The organism is Microbacterium esteraromaticum (assembly GCF_028747645.1).
In the GTDB taxonomy this organism is placed as follows: domain Bacteria; phylum Actinomycetota; class Actinomycetes; order Actinomycetales; family Microbacteriaceae; genus Microbacterium; species Microbacterium esteraromaticum_C.
In genome coordinates this window covers 2,030,433-2,054,228 of sequence record NZ_CP118100.1, presented here as the reverse complement: position 1 = coordinate 2,054,228, position 23,796 = coordinate 2,030,433, and the positions used below count along the sequence as shown (strand labels likewise).

Genomic DNA, 23,796 nt, shown 5'->3' with positions numbered 1-23,796 from the left:
CGGGTCGGCTCCCGGCTCGTTGGCCAGGCAAAGGGTCGGATACTGCCCACGCACATTCGTTGGGAAGCGGTCCCGGTCGAATAGACCACGCCCCGTTGCGCTACGTTGAGCGGGTGACTCATGCGACAGTGCAGCCGGGCTGGCACAGGGATCCTTCGGGGAAGTTCGAGCAGCGGTATTGGGACGGTGTCGTCTGGACGGAACACGTGTTCTCGAACGGTGTGCAATCCACCGCGCCGTTGACTCCCGTTCCTGCAGAAGCGAATCAGGTGTCATCGTCTGTGGTGGGTAGTGCGGTGCCGCCACAGGGCGCTGTTGCCGCCGCGCCGAAGGACGCGTCACCAAAGCACCAGACGCCTGCGGAGAACGCGCTGGCTCTGGAGACCGTTCCACTGGTCGGTGCGCGCAAGCACGCCGAGAAGCTGCGTACCGAAGTCGCACGGCTCCAAGGACTCATCAATCAGTACGGTCTGCAGGAGGTTGCAGCGCTTGAAGCACTGAAAGCCCATCTGGCAGGCGAAGCCGCCGAAGCGCGAGCCCAGATCGGGGAGGCCTCATCCGAGCTTGCGGCGCGCCGAACTGAGATCGCGGCCGCCCAGGCGTCCTTGCTCGACCTGCGCGGCGCCCATGAGGTGCAGGAGCTCGGGCTGTACGACTACGAGCATCCGGCAGAGGATTCCGTCGCCCTGGCGACCCAGCTGGAAGCACTGCGCACTGACATCAAGACCGCTGTGCGCGCCGGCCGCGCCACGCAGGCGACGAGCAACTTCACCTTCAACAACAGCTCGGCCAAGGGGGCGAAGTTCGTCCGCGACATGTCCAAGCTCATGCTGCGCTCTTACAACGCCGAGGCAGAGAACTGCGTAAAAGCAGTTCGCGCCGGCAACCTTGCCACCGCCCAGAAGCGTCTCACCACAGCGATGGAGCAGATCGCTCGTCTCGGCACCATGATCGACCTGAGCATCACGTCGTACTTCCATCAGCTCCGTTTGCGTGAGCTCGAACTCGCCAATCGTCACCTGCGCGCCGTCCAAGCAGAGAAGGAAGCTGACCGAGCCCACCGGGAAGAACTCCGAGAACAGCGAAAAGCAGAGAAGGAGCTCGCAGCAGAAAAGGTACGCCTCGAGAAGGAACGGGGACATTACGCGAATACGATCGCGACTCTGGAAGCAAACGGCGACCACGAAGGCGCGGAACGGATGCGCGCACGCCTTGCCGATGTCGAGCACGCCATCGAGAACGTCGACTACCGCGCTGCCAACATCCGCGCCGGCTACGTCTACGTCATCAGCAACATCGGTTCTTTTGGACCAGATGTCGTCAAGATCGGCCTGACGCGACGCCTCGAACCGATGGACCGGGTCAACGAACTCGGAGACGCATCCGTGCCCTTCAGGTTTGACGTGCACGCGCTCTTCTTCGCCGACGATGCCGTGTCGATCGAGGCCATGTTGCATCAGCACTTCGCTGACCGACGCATCAACCAGATCAACATGCGCCGCGAGTACTTCCGCACCACGCCCACCGAGGTGCGCGAAGTTCTCAAAGCCCACTCCGTCGAACTGCTCGACTTCAAGCTAGAGCCGGCAGCGGAGGAGTACCTCGCCACACGCGCACTGCAGGGAATCTGACTCCGTATCGCCGGCCACTCAGCGATGCTGGTCGAAGAGCACGACGTTGCCGTCAGGATCGGTGATCACGAAGCTCCCCGGTCCGGCTTCGCTCTCGACTTCGCTCACCAGCGCGACTCCGTCCGCCTTGAGCGCGGCTTGAATCTCGCGCACATCGGTGAAGGACGGCGTCTCTTGACCGGCCTGATCCCAGCCGGGATTGAACGTGAGGATGTTGCTGTCGAACATCCCGTGAAACAGGCCCAGCGTCGTGTCACCGTTGCGCAGAATGAGCCATCCCTGGTCGGCATCACCGCCGACGACAGCAAACCCGAGCCGCTCGTAGAACTCCCTCGAGTCCTTGAGATTCGATACCGCCAGGCTTACCGAGAACGCGCCGAGGTCCATGCCGCCGACGCTACCACCCGGCATTGAGCCCCAACAGGCGAAGAATCTCACCCCCCTCTCACCGACCACTCACCCTCTCTCACCGACCACTCAGCCGGCCGCCGTATCGCTGCGGCATCCGCTCTTCATACCGTCGAATCGACCGAGAACGGCGGAAGGAATGCACATGCGTACAGGAGTGAAGATCGCGATCTGGGTCGCGGCGTCGGTGGCCGCGGTGGTCGTCGCAGGTGGGGGAGTGCTCGCGTATGCGAACCGGCCCCTGTCGCAGTCCGAGGCGGATGCTGCCATCAACGAACGACTCGTAGACACCGTGACGAAGAAAGACCCCGTCTCGGCGGCGCTGTTCGCGACCTACGACGGACGCACCGGCGAACTGCACGAGTACGCGGCAGGTACGTCGTCGACGAAGCCCGCGACAACCGACAGCCCGTTCCACGCGGCGAGCGTGGGAAAGACAATGCTCGCCGCCGTCTACGCGCAGCTCGTCGATGAAGGGCGCATCACCCTCGACGACTCGATCTCCGAACACCTCGACGCTGAGACCCTCGACGGACTGTTCACCGTCGACGGCACCGACCACAGCGGTGAGGTGACATTCCGCCACCTGCTCGGCCACACCTCGGGCATCGCCGACTACTTCGAAGGGCCCGTGCTGCGCGGGCCGTCGATGATCGATATCGTCACCGACGACCCCGACCGGGCATTCACTCCCGAAGACCTGCTCGCGTTCTCGCGAGAGAACCAGACCCCGGTCGCCGCCCCCGGCGAGGAGTTCGCGTACTCCGACAGCGGGTACATCCTGCTCGGCCTGGCACTCGAACGCATCGAACAGCAGCCCTACGCCGACGTACTGCACGGGCGCATCTTCGCGCCGCTCGGCATGCGCGACAGCCACCTGCTCACCGATCACGGAACTGGCACCGACATCCTGCCGCTGACCGTGCGCGGCGTCGACCTCAGCGACCGCGCCGCGCTGTCGGTCGACTGGGCCGGTGGGGGAGTCGTCACCACCCTCTCCGACCTCGTGACCTTCACCCGCGCCTTCACCTCGGCCGAACTGTTCTCGCCCGAGATGCTCGCCGAGCTGACCACGTTCACCGGACAGTACGACACCGGCATCCACTATGGACTCGGCGTCATGCAGTTCCGCTTTGCGGAACTCTCGCCGATGCTGTTCTCGATGACCGACATGCACGGCGCCGTCGGCTCCACCGGCACCTACGCCCTCTACGACCCCGAGAACGACCGCATCTACGTCGCCAACTACGGATCACTAGACTTCGCACAGAAGGCCATCGAGGAGCTCATCCAACTGCGCCTGCTCGTCGAACGCATCGCCGCGTGAATCGACCGCGATCGAAGGGGGAGGGCGATGATCGAGATCGTCTGCTCGGATGCCCTCCGACCCCGCCTCGAACGTGAACTCACCGCCGCCGGCATCCCCACCGCTACGAGTGCAGAGACCACCACCCACTCCCGGTGGGTGCTCGTCGAACGCGGACACACTGCGCCCGACCACGCACCGGCGATCGTCTTCGACGCGCTCGACTACGTGCAGGTCGTCCGGCTGCTCGCCTCGGGCATCCGCGGTTCCGCACAGACTCCGCGCACGATGATCGGACAACGCGACGACGCGTTCGTCGTGCTCGCCGCCCGCGACGTGCTCGTCATCGAAGCCGCCGACGACGGCGCGACCGCGGTGACCGCCTCGGGAACGGCACGGATGCGCGGCACCCTGCAGCAGATCGAGACGGCCTGGGGCCCGCTCGGTTTCGTGCGCGCCAACCGTTCGCAACTCGCGAACCTCAGCCACGTGCGAGAGATCGTGCCGTGGTTCAACTCACGCTACGTGCTGCGCATGACCGGTGGCAACGACGTGGAGGTCTCGAAGATGTACGCCAAGCACCTGCGCGCCAGGCTCGGAATCTGAGAACGGAGCAGACACATGGACGTTTCCGCGATCGCCAAGTCGGGCCTTCTCGGCCTCATCATCGGCACCGTGCTCGCCGTCATCGGCTCGGCCGGCACCACCCCGCTCGAACGCGTGGTCACCGTGCTGCTCTGCGGCATCATCGGCCTCGCCATCGGCGCCACCACCGAATGGCTCACCTCGCTGCTGCCGACACGCATCGCCCGCACCGCAACCTACTTCGTCATCAGCGCAGCCATCGCGATCACGATCTCGGTGATCGTCACCGCCGCGCTGATCGCGATCAGCCCCGGCGTCGTCGGCTACCACCTGTGGGCGATCCCCCTGTTCGTCGTCACCATCGTCGGCATCGGAAACCTCGTCGACTACCAGCTGTACCGCCGCGCGCAACGGCGCCTCGCGGCCTACCAAGCCGGACTCGACGACGAGACAGCTGATCCCGTTCGGTGAGTCATCAATCGGCGGACTGGTGCTTCACCAACATGTCGGGTAGTGTCAAGAGCACGTGAGTGAAGTTGTGTTTCTGCCGGAGTCCTCTCCGGGCCGACTCTCTCAGATTGGTTCATTATTCTCTCGCCCAAGGCATCGCGGTACACGCGGACACCGGTGGCGCTCACCAGACCCCGAGGCGACGCCGTCGCCACGGCAAAGCGGATCAACACCATGGTCCAGACAACGAAGGAATGACGTCATGGCCACTGGCACCGTCAAATGGTTCAACGCCGACAAGGGCTTCGGGTTCATCGCACCCGACGACGGCTCGGACGACCTGTTCGCGCACTTCAGCGCCATCAACAGCAGCGGATACCGCAGCCTCGAAGAGAACCAGAAGGTCTCGTTCGACCCCGAGCGCGGCCCGAAGGGCATGCAGGCAGCGAACATCCAGGTCCTCTGACCTGAAGTGATGCGGGCGTTCAGTCCGGGCTACGGCCCGGGCTGGGCGCCCGTTCTGCATCTGACGCGAGAGAACCCGCCGCGCTCACTCGCCGAACAGCCGGCCACCGCGTGCCCGCGCCACGACGATGCCGCGCTGCGACGTCGGGAAGCGGTCGAGCATCGCGCGCAACTCCTCGGCGTTGACATCGGCGCCGAACGCTTCGGCGCCCGGTTCGAGCGCGATCCCGGACGCCAGTGGCCCCGCGACCACCGGATCGAAGCCCAACCGGTCGACCAGCGTCGAGACGACGGCGAGATCGCCCTCGTCGTCGCCCGCGATCGCGATGGCCTTGCGCCCCGGCGCTCCCGCCGGGCGCGCCTCGTCTTCGAGATCCTGATACCCCATGTGCCCGAGCGCCTTCACTACGCGTGCACCCGGCAGATGCCGCTGAACCAGCTCGCTCGTCGATGAGCGCGGATCCTCAAGATCAGGACGGATACCATCGGTCGCCCACCAGTAGTTCATGGCGTCGATCACCAGCATCCCGTGCAGTTCATCCGCGGGTACCTGCGGAAGGCGACCGAGCGGGAGCGCTAAGACGACAGCATCCGACTCGGCGATCACCGACGCCGGCGTCGTCGCCTCCGCGCCGACGGCCGACATCGCCGCCGCGATCAACGCGGGATCGCGTGAGGTCGCCACCCGCACCCGGTACCCGGCGGATGCCGCCAACCCTGCCAGTACCGAACCGAGGCGCCCCGCGCCGAGGATCCCGAGCGCAACGATCGGGCGCGCATCGCGCTGCCCGGCGCGTTGCCCGCTACTCTGCCCGTCCGAGCCCGTCTGCACGCCGCCATCGTACGCCGTGCTGGGCGCGGGGTCGGAATGATCCCGCGACTGTGGCGGTTGCCCCTGGCATGAGCGCCACCACCCCGAACGCGACCGCGCAGCGCGCAACGTTCGAAGCGATGATCGCCGCCGATCCGCAGCGCCTGCGGCGACGCAGCATCTCGTTGGGCGTCGCACCCGGCGACGCCGACGACGTCGCCCAGAACGCCCTGCTGCGCGCCTGGCGTTCGATCGAGCAGCTCGAGACACCGGGTGTGGGCGCGATGTGCTCGTGGCTCGACACGATCGCGCGCAACGCGGCGAGCGACCTCGCCCGACAGCAGGCGCGACGCCGCACGGATGCCGTCGACGACGATCCGGTCGGGCTCACCGACGTCGCTGATGAGGTCGAGATGCGTCGCATTCTCGACGGGGCGCTGCAGGCGATCCACGCGCTGCCGGCCGAGCTGCGTGAACCTCTGCTGCTGAGCGTCGTCGACGGACTCTCGGCGACCGAGATCGGCGAGCGGCTACAGGTGACTCCCGCCGCGGCGCGCCAGCGCATCAGCCGCGCACGCCGATCACTGGCCACGTGCCGACGAGCGGGGATGTCGGAGCACGTCTGACCGCCGACCGGTGAACGCAGAGGGGCGGTGTTCCGTTCGGAACACCGCCCACACGTTCGGTGCGATCAGGCCGTGCCGAACGGGTTGTCGATGACGTAGCGCCAGCCATGCTCGTCGTCGTGCACGGCAACGTCTGCCGTGGTGCCCGACAGCGCGATCTGCGACCCGTCGGGGCCGGTGCCCTCGATGGTCCAGTCGGCGACCGCCAGACCCGCCTCACCGGTCTGGAAGACGTGACGGACGGTCATCGTGATCGGCAGATTCAGCGACAGGAACTGCTCCAGCGCGCCGCGAACGGCCGCTTCGCCCTGCACGGGCTGCCCCGGTGCCGGCACGAAGACGACATCGGGGGCATTGAGGGCCATCAGGCCGTCGAGATCGCGGGCGTTGAACCGCTCCGCGAAGGCCAGGTTGAGGGTGTCGAGGGTGGTGACCTTGTTCGTCATGGTGCTTCTTTCGCTGTGAGTGGATGCCGCAGAACGGCCTGTACAGAGGAAGACGCCCGATGGCGGAACGTGTGACAGATTCGTCAGCCGAGAACTCCAGAGGTTCGGCGCACTGCCGTGATGCGTTCAGATCAAAGGCCGTCGCCGAGGCCTCGCGTCAGCCGAGCATGGAATGCACTCGTGAAATCGTTCATGCCGACGAACTCGACACTCTTCCCATGCTGCTCGTACTTCGTCTCGATGGCGTCGAGTGCCGCGACGGTCGATGCGTCCCAGACATGAGACTTCGAGAAATCGACCACCACGCGCTCGGGATCGCCGGCGTACTCGAACATCGTCGTCAGGTCGTTGCTCGAGGCGAACAGGAGCTGGCCCTCCACGGTGTAGTGCGCGACCTGAGTACCGTCCTGGTCGACGACCTCGCGCTTGACGTCGACAAGGTGCGCGACGCGGCGGACGAACATGACGCTGGCGACGAACACTCCGACCACGACACCGATGGCGAGGTTGTGCGTAGCGACCACCACCGCGACAGTGATGACCATGACGGCCGTCTCACTCTTCGGCAGCTTCTTCAACGTCGACGGCCTGATCGAGTGCCAGTCGAAGGTACCGACCGACACCATGATCATCACGGCGACCAACGCCGCCATCGGGATGATCGCGACCACGTCGCCGAGCACCACGATCAGGATCAGCAGGAACACCCCCGCCAGGAAGGTCGAAATGCGCGTGCGAGCACCCGAGGCCTTGACGTTGATCATGGTCTGCCCGATCATGGCGCAGCCACCCATGCCGCCGAACATCCCCGAAGCGAGGTTTGCGACGCCCTGGCCCCAGGACTCCCGAGTCTTGTTCGAGTGCGTGTCGGTGACGTCGTCGACGAGCTTCGCGGTCATCAAGGATTCCATCAGGCCGACCAGCGCCATCGCGAGAGCGTAAGGAGCGATGATCGACAGGGTCTCGAAGGTGAATGGCACGTTCGGGATGAACAGCTCGGGAAGGCTACGCGGCAACTCGCCCTCGTCGCCGACCCGGGGCACGCTGATCGCGAAGACGAGCACGGCGGCGGTGACGATGACGATCGACACCAACGGGGCGGGGACCACCTTGGTGAGCTTGGGCATGAACACCATGATCAGCAGGCCCACCGCGACGAGCGGGTACACCAGCCACGGCACGTCGATCAGATGCGGCAGTTGCGCGGTGAAGATGAGGATCGCCAGAGCGTTGACGAATCCCACCATGACGCTGCGCGGGATGAATCGCATCAGCTTCGCGACCCCGAGCGCGGCGAGCACGATCTGCAACACCCCGGCGAGCAGCACGGTGGCGATGAGATAGTCCATGCCGTACTCGCGGGTGAGTGGCGCGACGACGAGCGCGATCGCGCCCGTCGCGGCGGTGATCATCGCGGGGCGTCCGCCGACGAACGCGATCGTCACAGCCATGATGAACGACGAGAACAAGCCCACCTTGGGGTCGACTCCGGCGATGATCGAGAAGCTGATCGCCTCGGGGATCAGCGCCAGCGCCACGACGAGACCGGCGAGGACTTCGCGCGTGAGGATGCGCGGGGTCTTCAGCGCGGTGAGTACTGAGGGCTCGGGCCGATACCGATTCCGGTCGTCGGCGGTCGTGGCAGCTGTCGTCATGAGGCGTGCCTCCAGGGTGGGGTGGGGCCGATGTGACACATCGAAGAGTGAGTGTGCGCTCTGCGCGCGCCCGACAGGATCCCGCTGGGGTCTTCGGTCGGAATGAAGCCCGCCAGATCATGCGGGCGTGAACGTCAACCCTAACGCAGGCGCTCGGATACCCCCCTCGAACACGTGCGTGCGACCGGCCCCTCACACCGATGGGGCGACCGGGCTCAAGAGCCCCAGCGTGCCTCCGACACATGCGGCGGGTGGCTGCCGGTGTCGTACACACGCACCCAGCGCACGTCCACGGCGAACAGCGCGTATCCGTCATCGAGGGCGCGTGAACTCGGGAAGTGGCGGCAGTACTCCTCGCCGAGCCGGGCGCGCTCCGCACCCTGCGTCGCGCGGGCCTCGCCCTCGAGCTGCACGGTGACAGCGGCACCGGTCACGGCCACGGCGATGCGCGGGTCGCGGGCGATGTTGGCAACTTTGCGCGAGTCGACTGCCGCGTCGAACACCAGCACCGCATCATCGCCGGCGTACATCACGACATACGCCGCCTGCGGTTCGCCCTGCTCTCCGACCGTTGCCACGACCCCCGACCCGCAGACGCGGACGAAGTGGGCGACGGCGGCTCGGTCTGCAGCATCGATGCTCATGCTCTGAAGCTACGCCGATCGGCGTGGTCGCGCGAGGTCTTTTTTGAGGATGAGGTTGTCTCTTCGAGAAGAGGCCCTCGCTCGTCTCAGCGGAAATCCCTCGACCGGTGCGTCACACCGGTGCGCAGGTCTTCGAACGCATCGGCGAGCACGTTGATGACGCCCTCGACCGAGCGCTCCAGGATGCCGCGCACGATCAGCGCCGGTGAATCACGCGCCACCCGCCGATACCGGTTCCAGACCCCCATCGAGCACACCACGTTGACCAGCCCGTGCTCATCCTCCAGATTCAGGAAGGTGATGCCGCTCGCGGTCGCCGGACGCTGCCGGTGGGTGACCAGACCGGCCACCTCAATACGGCGCCCCTCTTCATGCGAGCGCAGCTGATCCGACGAGAGCACCCCACGCTCGGCCAGCGCCGCACGGAAATGCGTGATGGGGTGGTCGTCTGTCGAGATGCCGGTCGCCCACAGATCCGCCGCCAGCAGTTCATGACTGCTCTGGTCGGCGAACAGAGGCGGTTGCACCGATACAGCAGTGCCCGGCAGGAACCTGGCGCGATCCTGGGCTGCGGCCCCGGCCATCCAGATCGCCTCGCGCCGGCTGATCCCCAGGCAGTCGAAGGCTCCGGCCGTGGCCAGCGCCTCCAGTTGCGCCGCCGTGGCATCCGTCCGCCGCACCAGATCGTGCAGATCTCGAAAGGGACCGTGCTGCTCCCGCGCGGCGACGATGCGTTCGGCCAGGGCTGAGCCGATCCCACGCACACCGGCCAGCCCCAGGCGCACGGCGAACCGGCCGTCGCGGCGGTGGGCGGCCGACTCATCCGGCGCATCACGGTCGAACGGGCGCGGCTCGGGCGGATCGACGGTGCGTCGGCAGGAATCCAAGCCGGTCGGCCCCGGTGACGCCGCATCCGTGAGCAGCGCCAGGTCATCGGTGGCGGACGAGGCGTGCAGATCGGGGCGCAGCACCTGCACGCCGTGCCGTCGGGCATCGGCGGTCAGCGACGCCGCCGAGTAGAACCCCATCGGCTGAGCCCGCAGCAGCCCCGCCAGGAACGCGGCGGGATAGTGCAGCTTGACCCATGAGCTGGCGTACACGAGCAGCGCGAACGACAGCGAATGCGACTCGGCGAACCCGAAACTCGAGAACGCCTGGATCTGCGCGTAGATGCGGTCGGCGGCATCGCCCACCAGCCCCTTCTCGGCCATGCCCCGGTACAGCGATGCGCGGATGCGATCGATCCGCTCCAGCCCCCGCTTCGATCCCATCGCCCGGCGCAGCAGATCGGCCTCATCGGCCGTGCAATCGCCGAGCACGGTGGCCATTTGGATCAGCTGCTCCTGGAACACCGGGATGCCCAGCGTGCGCCGCAACACCGGCTCCAGCGCCGGATGGGCATAGGTGACCTTCTCGTGCCCCAGCTTGCGGCGCACGAACGGATGCACCGCACCACCCTGGATCGGGCCCGGCCGGATGAGCGCGATCTGGATCGCCAACTCGTAGAACTGCCGGGGCTGCAACCGCGGCAGCAACCCCATCTGCGCGCGGGACTCGACCTGGAACACCCCGATCGAATCCGCCCGGCACAGCATGTCGTACACCGCGGGCTCCTCTTTGGGCAGCGTCTGCAGCGTCCAGCGCTCGCCCGTGGCCCGGGCGATCAGATCGAAGCTGTGCTGCAGGGCCGAGAGCATCCCCAACCCCAGCAGGTCGAACTTGACCAGCCCCATCCACGCCGCGTCGTCCTTGTCCCACTGGATCACCGTGCGATCGGCCATGCGGGCGTTCTCGACCGGCACGACCTCGCCGACCGGGCGGGCGGTGAGCACCATGCCGCCGGAATGGATGCCCAGATGCCGCGGCGCCTTCAGCAGCTCACCCGCGTAGCCGAGCACATCAGCGGGGATGTCGGTGTCGGCGGACGCCTCGATTCCTGCGCCCCATCCGTCGACCTGCTTCGACCAGGCATCCTGCTGACCGGGGGAGTGCCCGAGCGCCCTGGCCATGTCGCGCACCGCGTTCTTCGGCCGGTACTGGATGACATTCGCCACCTGCGCCGCGCGCTCGCGCCCGTAGCGCCGGTACACCCACTGAATGATCTCTTCGCGCCGGCCGGAATCGAAGTCGACATCGATATCGGGCTCCTCTTCGCGGGTGGTCGCCAGGAACCGCTCGAATGGCAGCCGGTACAGGATCGGATCGACCGCCGTGATGCCGAGCAGATAGCAGACCGCGCTCGCCGCCGCCGACCCCCGGCCCTGGCACAGGATGCCACGACGACGGGCCTCTTCGACGATCTCGTGCACGATCAGGAAGTACCCGGGAAAGTCCTTCTCTTCGATCACGTCGAGCTCGCGCGCGATGCGCGCCCGCCCCTCGTCATCGAGTCGCGGATATCGGTGCGGTACGGCGGCCCACACCAGCGCGCGCAGATGACTCATGGTGGTGTGCCCCTCGGGAACGGGCGTCTGCGGCAGGGCAGGGCGCGCTCGCCGCAACGGGAACGCGCACTCCGCGGCGATCCGCAGGCCGTGCTCGATCGCCCCAGGGTAACGGCGGAAGCGACGGGTCATCTCGGCGCCGCTGCGCAGATGCGCGCTGCCGTGTGAGGGCAACCAGCCATCGAGATCGTCCATGCTGCGGGTCGCGCGTACCGCCGCGACCGCCTCGGCGAGCCCGGCCCGGTCGGGCCCCGCGTAGTGCACGTTGTTCGTGGCGACCACCGGCAACCGCAGCTCACGGGCGAGGTCTGCGAGAGCATCGTTGCGACGCGTGTCGAGCGGATCGCCGTGGTCGATCAGCTCGACGGCGATCTGGTCGTGCCCGAACAGATCGATCAGCCGGCGCAGCGGCGTCTCGGCATCGCCCTGGGCGAGCCCCCGCCGCACACCTCCTTTGCGGCAGCCGGTCAGGATCGTCCACTGCCCGTCGGCGCTGGCCGCAAGATCATCGAGGTCGTACAGCGGGCGCCCCTTCTCGCCACCACGCAACTGGGCGCGGGTGATCGCCCCCGAGAGGCGGTGATATCCCTCGACGCCGCGGGCCAGCACCAGCAGATGATCACCCACCGGATCGGGCACACCGCCCTGCGGGGCGGGCAGATCGAGCGACAACTCGGCGCCGAATACCGTCTGCACCCCGGTGAGCTCAGCGGCCTCGGCGAAACGCGCCGCGCCGTAGAAGCCGTCGTGATCCGTGATCGCCAGTGCGGTGAGGCCCAACGCCTCGGCCTCGGCGAGCAGATCATCGGGGGAGGAGGCCCCGTCGAGGAACGAAAACGAACTGTGCGCGTGCAGCTCGGCGTACGGCACGGCATCATCCGGACGGGAACGCGGCGGAGGCACGACAGGAGGGCGGTGCCTGCTCAACGGACCGGGATCGGCACGCTTCGGGGAGGGCTCGGCGGATGCCGGTGCCTGCTCGCGAGTGGGAGCGCTCAGCGTGCGCTCCAGCTCGGCCCAGGAGAGCTTCGGATTGTTCCAGCCAGCCATCAGCGGTACCGCCCCTCTGCCCACCACCGACCCTCGGAGCAGAACACCAGCCATGCACGCTGCCGCGCATCCACCAGTTGGAAGCGGTGCCCGGCCTTCGCGCGCTCGCCGTCCCACCGGCGCTCGTGCAACGGCCAAGGGCCCGCCCAGGCGACGATCTCGCTGCCCTCCAGCAGCGCAGGGGGATCCGACAGCTCCCCGCGTCCATCGACTGCGACCGACTGGCCGTCAGACGCGGTCACGGTGATCGGGTGCGCGGGGGCGAACACCTCGGCGGGCAGGGGGCCCGGCAGGCGTCCTGGCCAGGGCAGGGCGGGGTCGCGCTCGAGCACCGGTCGCTCGCCCCAGGGTGTCAGCACCTGCCGATCGGTGAGCATGCGCCCGCCCGACACCGTCGCCGTGACCACTCCACGGTGGCCGAGTAACGTCTGCACACGTGAGACGGCGTGATGCAGACGCTCATCGGTGCCCGAACCGAACAGGCCGGGTTGATGGCGGGCGGCGTCGTCGACCGAGAGCGGGGCGATCCGCACCGATACGATCCCGCGGAACGATCGGGCGGCGTCGATCTCTGCAACGGGTGTGCGCTCGATGAGCGTTTCGAGCTGCCAGCGCACCCGGTCGACCAGTTCACTCGCGTCGAAGCAGGTCGGATGCAGCCAGGGCCGCGAGAACACGCCCCCGTCGTCATCGGTGAGGTCGATGCGCACCTCGGTGCACACCAGCGAGGCGTCGGCGAGGCCGAGCAGCACGGCATCCGCTGTCTGACGCACCGCGAACGCGATCTGATCCGACTGCGCCAAGGGGGTGTCGAACTCGACCGTGCGCGACAGTTCGGGATCGGGCGGACGGCTCGAGAGCGGACGGGAATCGGCGCCCCCGGCCAGCGCGTGCAACCGGGCTCCCTGCTCGCCGAGCCGATCGCGCACCATGACGGCGTCCAGCGCGGCGAAACCGCCGAGAGTCGAGATGCCGAGCCGGTGCAGCAACCCGGTCAGCGCCTCATCGCCGAGCACCGGCAGAGGCAGTGGGGCGAGGAAGTCGCGCGACCCCCCGGGAGGGACGGCCACCCAGGCAGGAGCGCCCTCGGTGCCGGCCGCAGTGCGCGCTGCCAGCTCAGCCGTGAACGCCCCGTCGGCGACACCGATCCGAACCTCGGGGTACCCCGCTTCGCCGAGCACCGCGAGCAGCGCAGAAGCAGCCTCGGCCTCGCCGCCGTGGTAGCGCGACACCCCGCGCGAGCGCAGGCCCGCGAGCCCCGGCCGCAGCAGATGTACACCGGGCACATGCTGCTCGATCAGACGCAGCACCGGGACGAAGGCGCGTTCGTCCACGGCAGGGTCGTGCGGCATCATGCGCAGCGCGGGCGCACGACCCTGCGCCAGTCGGCGGCGCTGGCCGATGCGCACACCCTGCTCGCGCGCCGACGCGGTACAGGCCACGACAGTGTTGCCGTGCACGAGAGCGGTGGGCGGGTGCGGCGGCGGAGCCCCGAGCGCCGCGCGCAACGGCCAGTCGGGGAACCACAGCACGTGCATTCTGCTCGGTGCATCCATCAGGCCACCGCCCAGCTCGGATGGTTCGGCAGCGGGGTCTGCTCGCGGTCGATGCGGCGCACAGGTGCGACAGGCAGAACAGGCGCGACAGGGGCGATCGGCGCCGGCTCGATGCCGCCCAGACTGCCGGGAAGCCGCACCTGCAGGCTCTGCGGGCGCGGCGAGGTGCGGGTCTGCGCCGTCACCGTGACCGTACGGTCCGACAACAGCCCCCAGCCCTCACCGATCCCCTCCCACTGCGGGTCGTGCAGGCTGATCATCCCCTCGCTCTGCGGCCACTGCGCGGTGCTCAGCAGCGTGCATCCGCGATCGCGCAACCGGGCGGCGAGCCGCGCGGCTTCCTGATCGCGCACGGCAGAGCCCGGGCTCATCGCGATCAGCGGTACCACCTCGGCCAGCGCCGATACCACCGCCAGCCACCGATCGCCGGGATCGGGCACGAGGATCAGCCGCGAGAGGTCGATGCCGAAGGCGGCGGCGGCCTCGAGTCCCAGTGTCGGCATGCCGACCGCCGCGCACCAGCCGCCGCGACGCGACGAGGCGCTCATCAGGGCGAAGATCAGGCTCGGTGACGGCGAGACCGAATAGACCGCCCCGGTGTGCAGGCCCCGTTCGGGGAGCAGGTCCTGCAGGGCGGCATCCACCGGGATCACGGCATCGTCGCTGCGCCGGCGCTGCATGCGCCCGATCTCCCGGCGCAGCCGGAGGATCTCTCCGGCCCGTCGGTCGGCGGGGGAGGTCATCGTCGTCGCGATCGCTCCGTCAGGCATACACCCATCCTCGAATACATGTTCGAACAGTTCAAGTCCACCTCGAACGCTAGTTCGCACATCCGACATTCGTGGTTATCCACAGCCCGGCCCGAGCAGACGCGCCGATCGCTAGCCTGCGAGGGTGTCCCTCCACTCCATCGCCGTGATCGTCGTGCACCTCGCCCTGGCGGGAATCGGCGCGTGGTTGATCGTCATCGACGCCCGCACGCACCGCCTGCCCAACCGCATCGTCCTGCCGACGCTCGGGGCGCTCGTGCTGCTGGCGATCATCGAGGCGCTCGCGACAGGAGACGGGGAACGGCTGGTGCGTGCACTGCTGGGTGGGCTCGCGCTCGGCGCCTTCTACGCCGTCATGCACCTGATCTCGCGGCAGGGGATGGGCGGCGGTGACGTGAAGCTCGCGGCCGTGATCGGGCTGGTCCTCGCCTGGCACGGCTGGCAGGTGCTGGTGCTCGGCGCCGCCGCAGCGTTCCTGCTCGGAGCCCTCTACGCCATCGTGCTCATGCTGCTGCGCCGCGCGAACCGGCACACCCGCATCGCCTTCGGGCCCTGGATGATCATCGGGGCCGTCCTCGCCATCGGCCTGGCCTGACGTGGCAGACGCAAACCCGCCCATACGAGGAAACCCACCCCGATCGGCGAACACGGCGCTATGGTGAGCACATGGCACTCGCACGACTCCACGGCGGCCCGCTGGACGGGCAGATCCTTCCGCTCGACGATGTCGAGCAGCAGACCCTGATCGTTCCCTACAGCGAAACGCAGGTGATGTACCGGCGCGAAGGCGAGGCGACCCATACGGGAGCCGACGACGGCCCCACCGAGGTGGCCTTCTGGTTCGCCGAGGCCAGCGACGACATCACGCCCAGTGACGACTGACCCGCAGCGCACGTTCGAGGTCGAGCGCAAGTACGACGCCGACGCCGACACCGCGCTGCCCGTCTGGACGGATGTGCCCGGTGTCACCTCGGTCAGCGCCGGAGAAGCCCGCGAACTGGATGCCCGCTACCTCGACACCGCCGATGCCGTACTGGCCCGGAACGGGGTCGCCCTGCGGCGCCGTACCGGGGGGACTGACGCCGGGTGGCACGTCAAGGGCCCGCGCCAGGGCGACGGCCGCCTCGAACTCGGCTGGCCATTGGACGAGGACGGACGGATTCCCGAGGCCGTCACCGAGTTCGTCGCGCAATGGACCACCGACGAGCTGACCCCCCTCGCACGCATCGAGAACTCCCGGACCGCCTACCTGCTCAGCGGCCCCGACGGTGTCATCGCCGAGTTCGTCGACGACCGGGTGCGCGCCACCGATCTGCGCGCCGAGCCGCAGGTGCGGCGCGCATGGCGTGAATGGGAGATGGAGCTGGGGCCCGCGGCGCCGGCCGACGAGCACGGACGCGCCGTGTTCTTCGACGCCGTGGAACGTGCGGTCGCCGCGGCAGGTGGGCGTCCGCCCTCGTCGGGTTCGAAGCTCGCCCGCGCACTCGGGCTCTGACGGCGGCCGCTCGGCAACGCTCACCTCGGCAACGCTCACCTGGGAAACGTGCACGACGGTAACGCACACGGCGGCTTCGCGCACAAGCCCTTTCCCCGGGCAGGGTGGCGTGCTTCAGTGGGGCCATGCGCCCACACGTCCAGCTCCGCTCCCTGCAGACCCTCGTCCCCGACGTGCCGCTCGAGCAGGGCGCCGTCCGCGACGTCTTCGCCGGTCAGCCCGGGATCTCACGCCTGACCAAACGGCTCGTGACCGCCTCGTTCGACGGTTCGGGAATCGAGACCAGACACACCGTGCTCACCGAGCTCGACCTCACCGCCGATGCGCCGGACCCGCAGTTCTACGACCGCGAGTCCGGCGCTCTGCTCGTGCCCGGCACCAAGGCCCGCAACGAGACCTACGCGCGTGAGGCCGACCGGCTCTTCGTCGCGGCGGCGCAGGGCGCGATCGCCGCTGACCCCGACATCACGGCATCCGACGTCACCCACGTCGTCACGGTCTCGTGCACCGGATTCCACGCGCCGGGACCCGACTACGCGATCGTGCGCGGGCTCGGACTGTCGGATGCCGTGCAGCGCTACCACCTCGGATTCATGGGATGCTACGCGGCCATGCCCGCGCTGCGCGCGGCGACGCAGTTCTGCCTGGCCGACCCCACCGCTGTGGTGCTCGTCGTCAGCGTCGAACTGTGCACGCTGCATCTGCGCTCGTCGGACGACCCCGACACGATCATCGCGTCATCGTTGTTCTCGGACGGCGCCGCTGCCGCCCTGGTGACGGCCCGATCGTTTGAGACCGACGTGCCCGCCTTCTCACTCGACGGGTTCCACACCGCGATCGTGCCCGACGGCAAGGACGACATGGCCTGGACGATCGGCGACAGCGGCTTCGAGATGGTGCTCTCGACCGCGGTGCCGCAGCTGATCGGCGAGAACATCGACGAGGCGCTGCGCCCGCTGTGGGCCGCGGAGGACGCACTGGTCGAGGCGTTCGACGATGGACGGATCGGCGCAGCCGTGCAGCACTGGGCGATCCACCCCGGTGGGCGCAGCATCCTCGATCGGGTGCAGGGGCGCCTGCAGCTGAGCGACGGGCAGCTGCATCCGGCTCGCGAGGTGCTGCGCACCTGCGGCAACATGTCCAGCGCCACGGTGCTGTTCGTGTTGCAGCGCATCCTCGATGACCCCGACGCGCTCGCCGGACAGCGTGTCGCCGCGATGGCGTTCGGGCCCGGGTTGACGGCAGAGAGCGCCATGCTGACCGTGATCGGCGGGACCGGTGGCGGTTGATCTGCGCGTGCGCGCCGTCGACGCGCGGGAGCAGATGGATGCCGCCGATGCCGACCCGCGGATGCTGGCGCGCACCTATGCGCGCTTCGCGGCCGTCAACGCCGTCGTCTCGGATCCGCGTGGTCTGTACCGGCGCCTCGTGCGCCCGAGAGCCCGGCGAGGCGCTTGCGGCGGCGCGCTGCGCGTGCTCGACATCGGCTGCGGCGGAGGCGACCTGGCACTCGCCCTGGCGCGGCGCCTACGGCGGGACGGGCACCCCGCGCAGGTGACCGGAGTCGACATCGATCCGCGGGCGGTGGAGTGGTCGACCCGGGCCGACCCCGAGGGGCTGGTGCAGTGGCGCTGCACCTCCAGTGCCGACCTCGTCGACGCCGGGGACCAATACGACATCGTGCTGTCCAATCACGTGCTGCACCACCTGACCGAGAGCGGACTGCACGCACTGCTGGCCGAGTCGCGTCGGCTCGTGCGCACCGGCGGGGTCGCCGAGCACAGCGACATCGCCCGCAGCCGAACCGCGTACGCGCTGTTCGCCGCCGCGACCTGGCCAGTCGCCGGCAACGTACTGGCCGGGTCGTACATCCGGGCCGACGGGCTCACCAGCATCCGACGTTCCTACACGCGCGCCGAGCTCGCCGCGCGCGTACCGCCGGGCTGGCGCGTCGAGAAGCGGATGCCGGCGCGCCTGCTGCTGCGCTGGGAGGCGCCCCATGGGGCGCCCTGACGTGATCATCGCGGGCGCCGGACCGGTGGGCCTGCTGCTCGGTTGCCTGCTCGGCGCGCGCGGTGCCCACGTGGTGATCTGCGAACGGCGCACCGGCACCGATGACCGCACGCGCGCCATCGGCGTGCACCCGCCCGGACTCGACGCCCTCGATGCCGCCGGCGTCGGCACAGCCCTGCGCGCCGAGGCGGTCGCGCTGGAACGTGGCGAGGTGCATGCGCGCGGTCGGATGCTGGCATCCATCGCCTTTCCCGCGGAGCGCACCGTGCGGATTCTGCCCCAACGACGCACGGTCGCGCTGCTGCGGGAACGACTGCACGCCCTCGGCGTCGAGGTGCGCACGGACTGTGACGTCACTCAGGTGAGTCAGGACAGGGGTGGGGTGAGCGTCGGCCTGCGCGGCGCGGCCGGAGAGACATCCGAGCACGCGTCGCTCCTGATCGCCGCCGACGGCGTGCACAGCGGGCTGCGTGCGGCGCTGGGCATCCGCTGGCGTCGTCGCGGCGGCACGGCGCGCTATTCGATGGTCGATGTTGCCGACGCGGACGACTCAGCGGTCGCGCGGCTGTACTGCGAACCCGAGGGACTGGTGGAATCCTTCCCGCTGCCGGGCGGGCGCCGGCGCTGGGTCGTACGGCACCCGCCGGGCGTGCCCGCGCTGTCAGGCGAGGACTTCGCGCGCGCGGTGCACACGCGAACGGGCATCGCGATCACGCCCGTCGCGCCGAGCGCGTTCACCGCCGCCCAGCACCGCGCCGCGCGGACCGTGGCGGGTCGCGTCGTGCTGCTCGGCGATGCCGCGCACGAGATCAGCCCGATCGGCGGGCAGGGCATGAACCTGGGCTGGGTGGATGCCCGAGTCCTGGCCGATGCGCTCGGGCAGAGCGGTCCGGGCGGCCTCGCCGCGTACGAACGCCGGGCCGCGCGGGCCGCCGCCGACGTGCAGCGCCGGGCGACGTTCTACATGTCGATGGGGGCGCCGGCTCGTGGCATCCGACAACACGCGCGCGAGGGCGCGATTCGGCTCATGGGAGCGGCGCCGCTGCGGAACGCCGCCGCGGCGCTGGTGACGATGCGCGGGATCTGACAGCGCCCGAAAACGCGAGAAGTGCCCGGTCCGCAACGGACCGGGCACTTCGACGACGGGTGTCACATGTTGATCATGTGACCGGCGAGGCCGTGGAAGCCCTCCTGCAGTGCCTCCGACAGCGTCGGGTGGGTGTGCACGTTGCGCGCCGCCTCCAGGGCGGTGAGATCCCACTTCTGCGCGAGCGTGAGCTCGGGCAGCAGCTCCGAGACATCGGGGCCGATCAGGTGGCCACCGATGAGCTCGAGGTGCTCTGCATCGGCGATCAGCTTGACGAAGCCGACCGGCTCGCCCAGGCCGTTGGCCTTGCCGTTCGCGCTGAACGGGAACTTGGCGACCTTGATCTCGCGCCCCTCGGCCTTGGCCTGCTCTTCCGTCAGACCGAAGCTGGCGACCTGCGGCTGGCAGAACGTCGCACGCGGCATCATGCGGTAGTCGCCCAGCGTCTGGGTCTCGGCGCCGCCGATGGTCTCGGCGGCGACGACGCCCTGCGCCTCGGCGACGTGTGCGAGCTGCAGCTTGGCGGTCACATCGCCGATGGCGTAGATGCCCTCGACGTTGGTGCGCATGTGGTCGTCGATGTCGATCGCACCGCGCTCGGTGAGCGCGACGCCGGTGTTCTCCAGGCCGAAGCCCTCGACGCGCGGGGCGAAGCCCACTGACATCAGCACCTTGTCCGCGGTGATCTCGCCTGGCTTGCCGTCACGGGTCTCGTACGTGACGTGCACGCTGGAGCCGTTGTCGGTGACGGTCTTGACCGCGGTGGAGGTGAGGATGTCGATGCCCAGCTTCTTGTACTGGCGCTGGATCTCCTTCGAGACCTCGACGTCCTCGTTGGGGAGCGCGCGGTCGAGGAACTCGACGATGGTGACCTTCACGCCGTAGTTCGACAGTACGTAGCCGAACTCCATGCCGATGGCGCCGGCGCCGACGATGACGATCGACTCGGGCAGCTCACGCGAGAGGATCTGCTCTTCGTAGGTGACCACGTTGTCGCTGAGCTGCACGCCCGGCAGCAGGCGCACGGTCGACCCCGTCGCGATGATCACGTTGTCGAAGGTGACCTGCTCGGTCGAGCCGTCGGACTTGGTGACCGTGATGGCCTTGGGACCGGTGAAGGCGCCGCGGCCCTCGTACTCGGTCACCTTGTTCTTCTTCATCAGGTAGTGGATGCCCTTGACGTGCGTGTCGGCGACCTTGCGGCTGCGGTCGAACGCGACGCCGAAGTCGAAGCTCACGTCACCCGAGATGCCGAAGAAGTCGGCCTTGTGCGTGAAGGTGTGCGCGATCTCAGCGTTCTTCAGGAGGGACTTCGAGGGGATGCAGCCCACGTTCAGGCAGACACCGCCCCAGTACTTCTCCTCGATGATCGCAGTGGAAAGGCCGAGCTGTGCGCTGCGGACGGCGGCGACATAGCCGCCGGGGCCCGCGCCGAGGATGACGACGTCGTAGTGTGGCATGTTCTCAGCCTATCGCCGCGCCGTCGATCGCGCGGAGGATGCCTGGGTGAATCGGTAGAACGCACTCCCAGGCGCTCGATCCGATCCGATAGGCTGGGAGGCCGGAGGAGGGAGAACCGTGACAGACGACAGCACGAACAGCGCCGGAGGCGCGATCCATCGCAGCGGTGAGCAGCGTCACGATGTGACGCAGACTTTCGGTCACGAATCGGATCTCTCCTTCGTGCCCTTCGGTGCCGACCTCACTGAGGTGGAGGCCGCGGCGATCGCCGCACTGCCCTCGGGCTCGGCACTGCTTCTGGTGCGCGCTGGTGCACTCGCCGGCGCCCGCTATCTGCTCGACGCCGATGTGACGACCGTGGGGCGTCACCCCGAGGCCGATATTTTCTTCGACGACGTCACCGTCTCGCGCCGCCACGCCGAGATCACCCGATCGGGTTCGGTGTTCGAGATCGTCGACCAGCGATCGCTCAACGGCACCTATGTCAACGGCGAACGCGTCGACCGCAGCGAACTCGCCGACGGCTACGAACTGCGCGTCGGCAAGTTCCGCATGAACTTCTTCGCCTCGCCCGCCGACCGCGCCACGGCGAACGGCTGATGACCCCGGGCGGTGCCGCCCGAGGGCGCTCCGCGCCGTCGGGTCTTCTCAGCATCGGTCAGGTGCTGGCCCGGTTGACGCCGGAGTTCCCTCAGCTGACCACGAGCAAGCTGCGGTTCCTCGAGGTGCAGGGCATCGTATCGCCGGCCCGCACGCAGTCCGGCTACCGAAAGTTCTGTGCCGCTGACGTCGAGCGCGTGCGCGCGGCGCTGATCCTGCAGCGCGATCACTACCTGCCGCTCAGCGTCATCCGCGAACAGCTCGATGAGGCCGAGGCCGACGCCGACGGCATCCCGATGGTGGCCCCGCCCTCCATCGCGACGCCGGTGCACCAGCACCGACGCGACGACCTTCTGCTGCGTACGGGCGCCACACCGCAGCTGTTCAACGACGCCATCAGTGCGGGGCTCATCAACGCGGCAGAGACGTACCCGGAGCAGGTCTCGACCCTGCTGTCGGGCCTGGTGGCCCTCGCCAAGCACGGCATCGAACCGCGCCACCTGCGCACCATGCGGCAGAACGCCGAGCGCGAGGCGGCTCTGATCGAGTCGGCGCTGGCCACCTTGCTCGCCCGCACGGATGCCGCCTCGCGGGGGCGCGCCTCGGAACTGGCGCCCGAGCTGGCCACCCACATCGACGACGTGCGACGCCTGCTGGTGAAGCAGTCGATCGAACGCGTGCTTTCGTAACGAACAGGTTGCGACACACCTTCGCGTTGCATCGGATGTCGTTGCCGGAGCGGGGGGTCTGCTCTAGCGTTGAGGTAGTCGATCAGGAGGAGACTGAGATGGATGCGGAAGGGCTTGCGGAAGACCCGCAGTTCGTGACCGAACTCCTCTTCACCGACGGGCTTCCCGCCATGGATGACGCCGTAGGGTACCGAGGCGCGGTCGCCGCCCGTGCGGCCGGCATCACGTACCGGCAGCTCGACTACTGGGCACGCACCGAGCTGGTCGTCCCGACCGTGCGCGGCGCCTCGGGCTCGGGCTCGCAGCGCATGTACGGCTTCCGCGACATCCTCGTGCTCAAGCTCGTCAAGCGCCTGCTCGACACCGGCATCTCGCTGCAGCAGATCCGCACCGCCGTCGAGCAGTTGCGCGTCGCCGGCATCCGCGATCTCACCGGAACCACCCTGATGAGCGATGGCGCATCGGTGTACCTGTGCACGTCGAACGACGAGGTCATCGACCTCGTCAGCCGCGGCCAGGGCGTCTTCGGCATCGCCGTCGGCAAGGTGCTGCGCGAGGTGGAGTCCACGCTGGTCGAACTCGACACGGCCGCGCCCGACCCGGTCGACGAACTAGCTGCACGGCGCAAGAAGCGCACGGCGTAACGCCCCGGGCATCAGCCATCCGAAGCTGATCGGCTTCTGCACGCATCCGCGCGCAGGCGCCCTTCTGCGGTGGGCGCAACGCGCCCCGCAGAGAGAAGACGGCGTTTCTACGCCTGCGAGCCGCTCTCGGGCACGGCAACGCGGCCGGTGCGGATGATGCGGTCCAGCAGCAGGTCGAAGTCGGCGGCCAGCTCCTGCGCCGAGTCGCCCGGCCAGATGTGCAGCGGCTTCGCCGCGCCCTGAGCCTGCTGCAGCGACGTGCGCTCGGGCAGCTGCGGGCTCAGCACCAGGGGGCCGAACATGTCACGCAGTTCCTTGATGCGGAACTGGTGCTCGATCGACTGCGGACGCACGCGGTTGACCACGATGCCCAGGGGCTGCAGACGGGGGGAGAGGCCACGGCGGATCTCTTCGATCGCGCGCAGCGCGCGGTCGGCGGCAGCGACCGAGAACAGGCCCGGCTCGGTGACCACCATGACGCGGTCGCTGGCAGCCCAGGCCGTGCGGGTCAACGCGTTCAGCGACGGAGCACAGTCGATGAGCACGAGGTCGTATTCGCCCTCGACAGCGGCAAGTGCCTCTTCGAGCTTCCAGACATCGCGCACGCTGGGGTGCGGTCCGTCGAAGTTGATGGCAGAGGGGCTGCCGATGAGCACATCGATCGTGCCCGGGTGCACCTTCGCCCAACCGCTGGTGGTGATCGCCTGGCGCACCACCTTCTCTTTGGGGTTGGCCAGCACGTCGGCGATGTTGAGTCGCCCGGCGATCTGGATGTCCATCCCCGTGGAGACGTCGGACTGCGGGTCGAGGTCGACCACGAGGGTACGAAGACCGCGGGCGAAGGCGGCGGAAGCCAGACCGAGAGTCACGGTCGTCTTTCCTACGCCTCCCTTGAGGGAGCTGACGCTGAGTACGTGCACGAGCTACACGTTACCGTGCCCTAGTCTGGGTTGACACTCA

General features: G+C 68.5%; 25 protein-coding genes. 15 read left to right on the top strand and 10 right to left on the bottom strand.

Features of this window, described 5'->3' with window-relative positions; genetic code table 11:
- Nucleotides 1–95 precede the first annotated feature (95 nt).
- Nucleotides 96–1,631 (top strand): DUF4041 domain-containing protein, encoded by a 1,536-nt coding sequence (locus PTQ19_RS09655; RefSeq protein WP_274367155.1) that lies wholly within the window; start codon nucleotides 96–98, stop codon nucleotides 1,629–1,631.
- 18 nt (nucleotides 1,632–1,649) lie between these two features.
- Here PTQ19_RS09655 and PTQ19_RS09650 read toward each other — a convergent pair whose 3' ends face one another.
- Nucleotides 1,650–2,018, bottom strand: coding sequence for a VOC family protein (locus PTQ19_RS09650; protein WP_206549563.1), 369 nt, complete (start codon nucleotides 2,016–2,018; stop codon nucleotides 1,650–1,652).
- 166 nt (nucleotides 2,019–2,184) lie between these two features.
- Between PTQ19_RS09650 and PTQ19_RS09645 the strand changes: the two genes are divergently transcribed.
- From PTQ19_RS09645 to PTQ19_RS09630, 4 genes are all read left to right on the top strand, one after another.
- Nucleotides 2,185–3,366, top strand: coding sequence for a serine hydrolase domain-containing protein (locus PTQ19_RS09645; protein ID WP_274367154.1), 1,182 nt, complete (start codon nucleotides 2,185–2,187; stop codon nucleotides 3,364–3,366).
- Between the two features lie 27 nt (nucleotides 3,367–3,393).
- Entirely contained in the window at nucleotides 3,394–3,951 is a 558-nt protein-coding gene (locus PTQ19_RS09640; RefSeq protein WP_274367153.1) for a LytTR family DNA-binding domain-containing protein, read from the top strand.
- A 15-nt stretch (nucleotides 3,952–3,966) separates the two neighbouring features.
- A complete protein-coding gene (locus PTQ19_RS09635) occupies nucleotides 3,967–4,401 on the top strand; it encodes a hypothetical protein (RefSeq protein ID WP_274367152.1) in 435 nt (144 codons plus the stop codon).
- A 241-nt stretch (nucleotides 4,402–4,642) separates the two neighbouring features.
- Nucleotides 4,643–4,846 carry a cold-shock protein gene (locus PTQ19_RS09630; RefSeq protein WP_222447004.1) on the top strand — a complete coding sequence of 68 codons (204 nt, stop codon included), beginning with the start codon at nucleotides 4,643–4,645 and terminating at the stop codon, nucleotides 4,844–4,846.
- Between the two features lie 84 nt (nucleotides 4,847–4,930).
- On the opposite strand, the gene PTQ19_RS09625 is transcribed toward PTQ19_RS09630, so the two are convergent.
- Nucleotides 4,931–5,677 carry an NADPH-dependent F420 reductase gene (locus tag PTQ19_RS09625; protein WP_274367151.1) on the bottom strand — a complete coding sequence of 249 codons (747 nt, stop codon included), beginning with the start codon at nucleotides 5,675–5,677 and terminating at the stop codon, nucleotides 4,931–4,933.
- A 68-nt stretch (nucleotides 5,678–5,745) separates the two neighbouring features.
- Here PTQ19_RS09625 and PTQ19_RS09620 point away from each other — a divergent pair, with 68 nt between their 5' ends.
- Nucleotides 5,746–6,282 carry an RNA polymerase sigma factor gene (locus PTQ19_RS09620; protein WP_274367150.1) on the top strand — a complete coding sequence of 179 codons (537 nt, stop codon included), beginning with the start codon at nucleotides 5,746–5,748 and terminating at the stop codon, nucleotides 6,280–6,282.
- Nucleotides 6,283–6,347: 65 nt separating this feature from the next.
- On the opposite strand, the gene PTQ19_RS09615 is transcribed toward PTQ19_RS09620, so the two are convergent.
- From PTQ19_RS09615 to PTQ19_RS09590, 6 genes are all read right to left on the bottom strand, one after another.
- On the bottom strand, nucleotides 6,348–6,728 hold the full coding sequence (locus PTQ19_RS09615; RefSeq protein WP_274367149.1) for a YybH family protein: 381 nt from the start codon (nucleotides 6,726–6,728) through the stop codon (nucleotides 6,348–6,350).
- A gap of 131 nt (nucleotides 6,729–6,859) precedes the next feature.
- A complete protein-coding gene (locus PTQ19_RS09610; protein WP_274367148.1) occupies nucleotides 6,860–8,383 on the bottom strand; it encodes a SulP family inorganic anion transporter in 1,524 nt (507 codons plus the stop codon).
- Between the two features lie 215 nt (nucleotides 8,384–8,598).
- On the bottom strand, nucleotides 8,599–9,027 hold the full coding sequence (locus tag PTQ19_RS09605) for a pyridoxamine 5'-phosphate oxidase family protein (protein ID WP_206549571.1): 429 nt from the start codon (nucleotides 9,025–9,027) through the stop codon (nucleotides 8,599–8,601).
- Between the two features lie 86 nt (nucleotides 9,028–9,113).
- Nucleotides 9,114–12,521: an error-prone DNA polymerase gene (locus PTQ19_RS09600; RefSeq protein WP_274367147.1), complete on the bottom strand. Its 3,408-nt coding sequence runs from the start codon at nucleotides 12,519–12,521 to the stop codon at nucleotides 9,114–9,116.
- Nucleotides 12,521–14,077 carry a DNA polymerase Y family protein gene (locus PTQ19_RS09595; RefSeq protein ID WP_274367146.1) on the bottom strand — a complete coding sequence of 519 codons (1,557 nt, stop codon included), beginning with the start codon at nucleotides 14,075–14,077 and terminating at the stop codon, nucleotides 12,521–12,523. The genes PTQ19_RS09600 and PTQ19_RS09595 overlap by 1 nt, the downstream gene beginning before the upstream one ends.
- On the bottom strand, nucleotides 14,077–14,847 hold the full coding sequence (locus PTQ19_RS09590; RefSeq protein ID WP_274367145.1) for a hypothetical protein: 771 nt from the start codon (nucleotides 14,845–14,847) through the stop codon (nucleotides 14,077–14,079). Before PTQ19_RS09590 ends, PTQ19_RS09595 begins: the two co-directional genes overlap by 1 nt.
- A gap of 124 nt (nucleotides 14,848–14,971) precedes the next feature.
- Between PTQ19_RS09590 and PTQ19_RS09585 the strand changes: the two genes are divergently transcribed.
- From PTQ19_RS09585 to PTQ19_RS09560, 6 genes are all read left to right on the top strand, one after another.
- Nucleotides 14,972–15,442 carry a prepilin peptidase gene (locus PTQ19_RS09585; RefSeq protein WP_206820242.1) on the top strand — a complete coding sequence of 157 codons (471 nt, stop codon included), beginning with the start codon at nucleotides 14,972–14,974 and terminating at the stop codon, nucleotides 15,440–15,442.
- A 71-nt stretch (nucleotides 15,443–15,513) separates the two neighbouring features.
- Nucleotides 15,514–15,729: a response regulator gene (locus tag PTQ19_RS09580; RefSeq protein ID WP_179410503.1), complete on the top strand. Its 216-nt coding sequence runs from the start codon at nucleotides 15,514–15,516 to the stop codon at nucleotides 15,727–15,729.
- Nucleotides 15,719–16,342, top strand: a complete 624-nt coding sequence (locus PTQ19_RS09575; RefSeq protein WP_274367144.1) for a CYTH domain-containing protein — start codon at nucleotides 15,719–15,721, stop codon at nucleotides 16,340–16,342. The genes PTQ19_RS09580 and PTQ19_RS09575 overlap by 11 nt, the downstream gene beginning before the upstream one ends.
- A 125-nt stretch (nucleotides 16,343–16,467) precedes the next feature.
- Nucleotides 16,468–17,631: a type III polyketide synthase gene (locus PTQ19_RS09570; RefSeq protein ID WP_274367143.1), complete on the top strand. Its 1,164-nt coding sequence runs from the start codon at nucleotides 16,468–16,470 to the stop codon at nucleotides 17,629–17,631.
- Nucleotides 17,621–18,355, top strand: a complete 735-nt coding sequence (locus tag PTQ19_RS09565) for a methyltransferase domain-containing protein (RefSeq protein WP_274367142.1) — start codon at nucleotides 17,621–17,623, stop codon at nucleotides 18,353–18,355. Before PTQ19_RS09570 ends, PTQ19_RS09565 begins: the two co-directional genes overlap by 11 nt.
- Nucleotides 18,342–19,442 carry an FAD-dependent oxidoreductase gene (locus PTQ19_RS09560; protein ID WP_274367141.1) on the top strand — a complete coding sequence of 367 codons (1,101 nt, stop codon included), beginning with the start codon at nucleotides 18,342–18,344 and terminating at the stop codon, nucleotides 19,440–19,442. The genes PTQ19_RS09565 and PTQ19_RS09560 overlap by 14 nt, the downstream gene beginning before the upstream one ends.
- Before the next feature lie 62 nt (nucleotides 19,443–19,504).
- On the opposite strand, the gene lpdA is transcribed toward PTQ19_RS09560, so the two are convergent.
- Nucleotides 19,505–20,902 carry a dihydrolipoyl dehydrogenase gene (gene lpdA / locus PTQ19_RS09555; protein WP_274367140.1) on the bottom strand — a complete coding sequence of 466 codons (1,398 nt, stop codon included), beginning with the start codon at nucleotides 20,900–20,902 and terminating at the stop codon, nucleotides 19,505–19,507.
- Between the two features lie 118 nt (nucleotides 20,903–21,020).
- On the opposite strand from lpdA, the gene PTQ19_RS09550 reads away from it, so the two are divergent.
- From PTQ19_RS09550 to PTQ19_RS09540, 3 genes are all read left to right on the top strand, one after another.
- Complete coding sequence (locus PTQ19_RS09550) at nucleotides 21,021–21,503, top strand: FHA domain-containing protein (protein ID WP_179410509.1); 483 nt, start codon at nucleotides 21,021–21,023, stop codon at nucleotides 21,501–21,503.
- A complete protein-coding gene (locus PTQ19_RS09545; RefSeq protein ID WP_206549578.1) occupies nucleotides 21,503–22,192 on the top strand; it encodes a MerR family transcriptional regulator in 690 nt (229 codons plus the stop codon). Before PTQ19_RS09550 ends, PTQ19_RS09545 begins: the two co-directional genes overlap by 1 nt.
- A gap of 98 nt (nucleotides 22,193–22,290) precedes the next feature.
- Complete coding sequence (locus PTQ19_RS09540; RefSeq protein WP_179410511.1) at nucleotides 22,291–22,836, top strand: MerR family transcriptional regulator; 546 nt, start codon at nucleotides 22,291–22,293, stop codon at nucleotides 22,834–22,836.
- A 107-nt stretch (nucleotides 22,837–22,943) separates the two neighbouring features.
- Here the strand turns inward: PTQ19_RS09540 and PTQ19_RS09535 are convergent, their stop codons facing one another.
- Entirely contained in the window at nucleotides 22,944–23,756 is an 813-nt protein-coding gene (locus PTQ19_RS09535; protein WP_179410512.1) for a ParA family protein, read from the bottom strand.
- Between the last annotated feature and the right edge of the window lie 40 nt (nucleotides 23,757–23,796).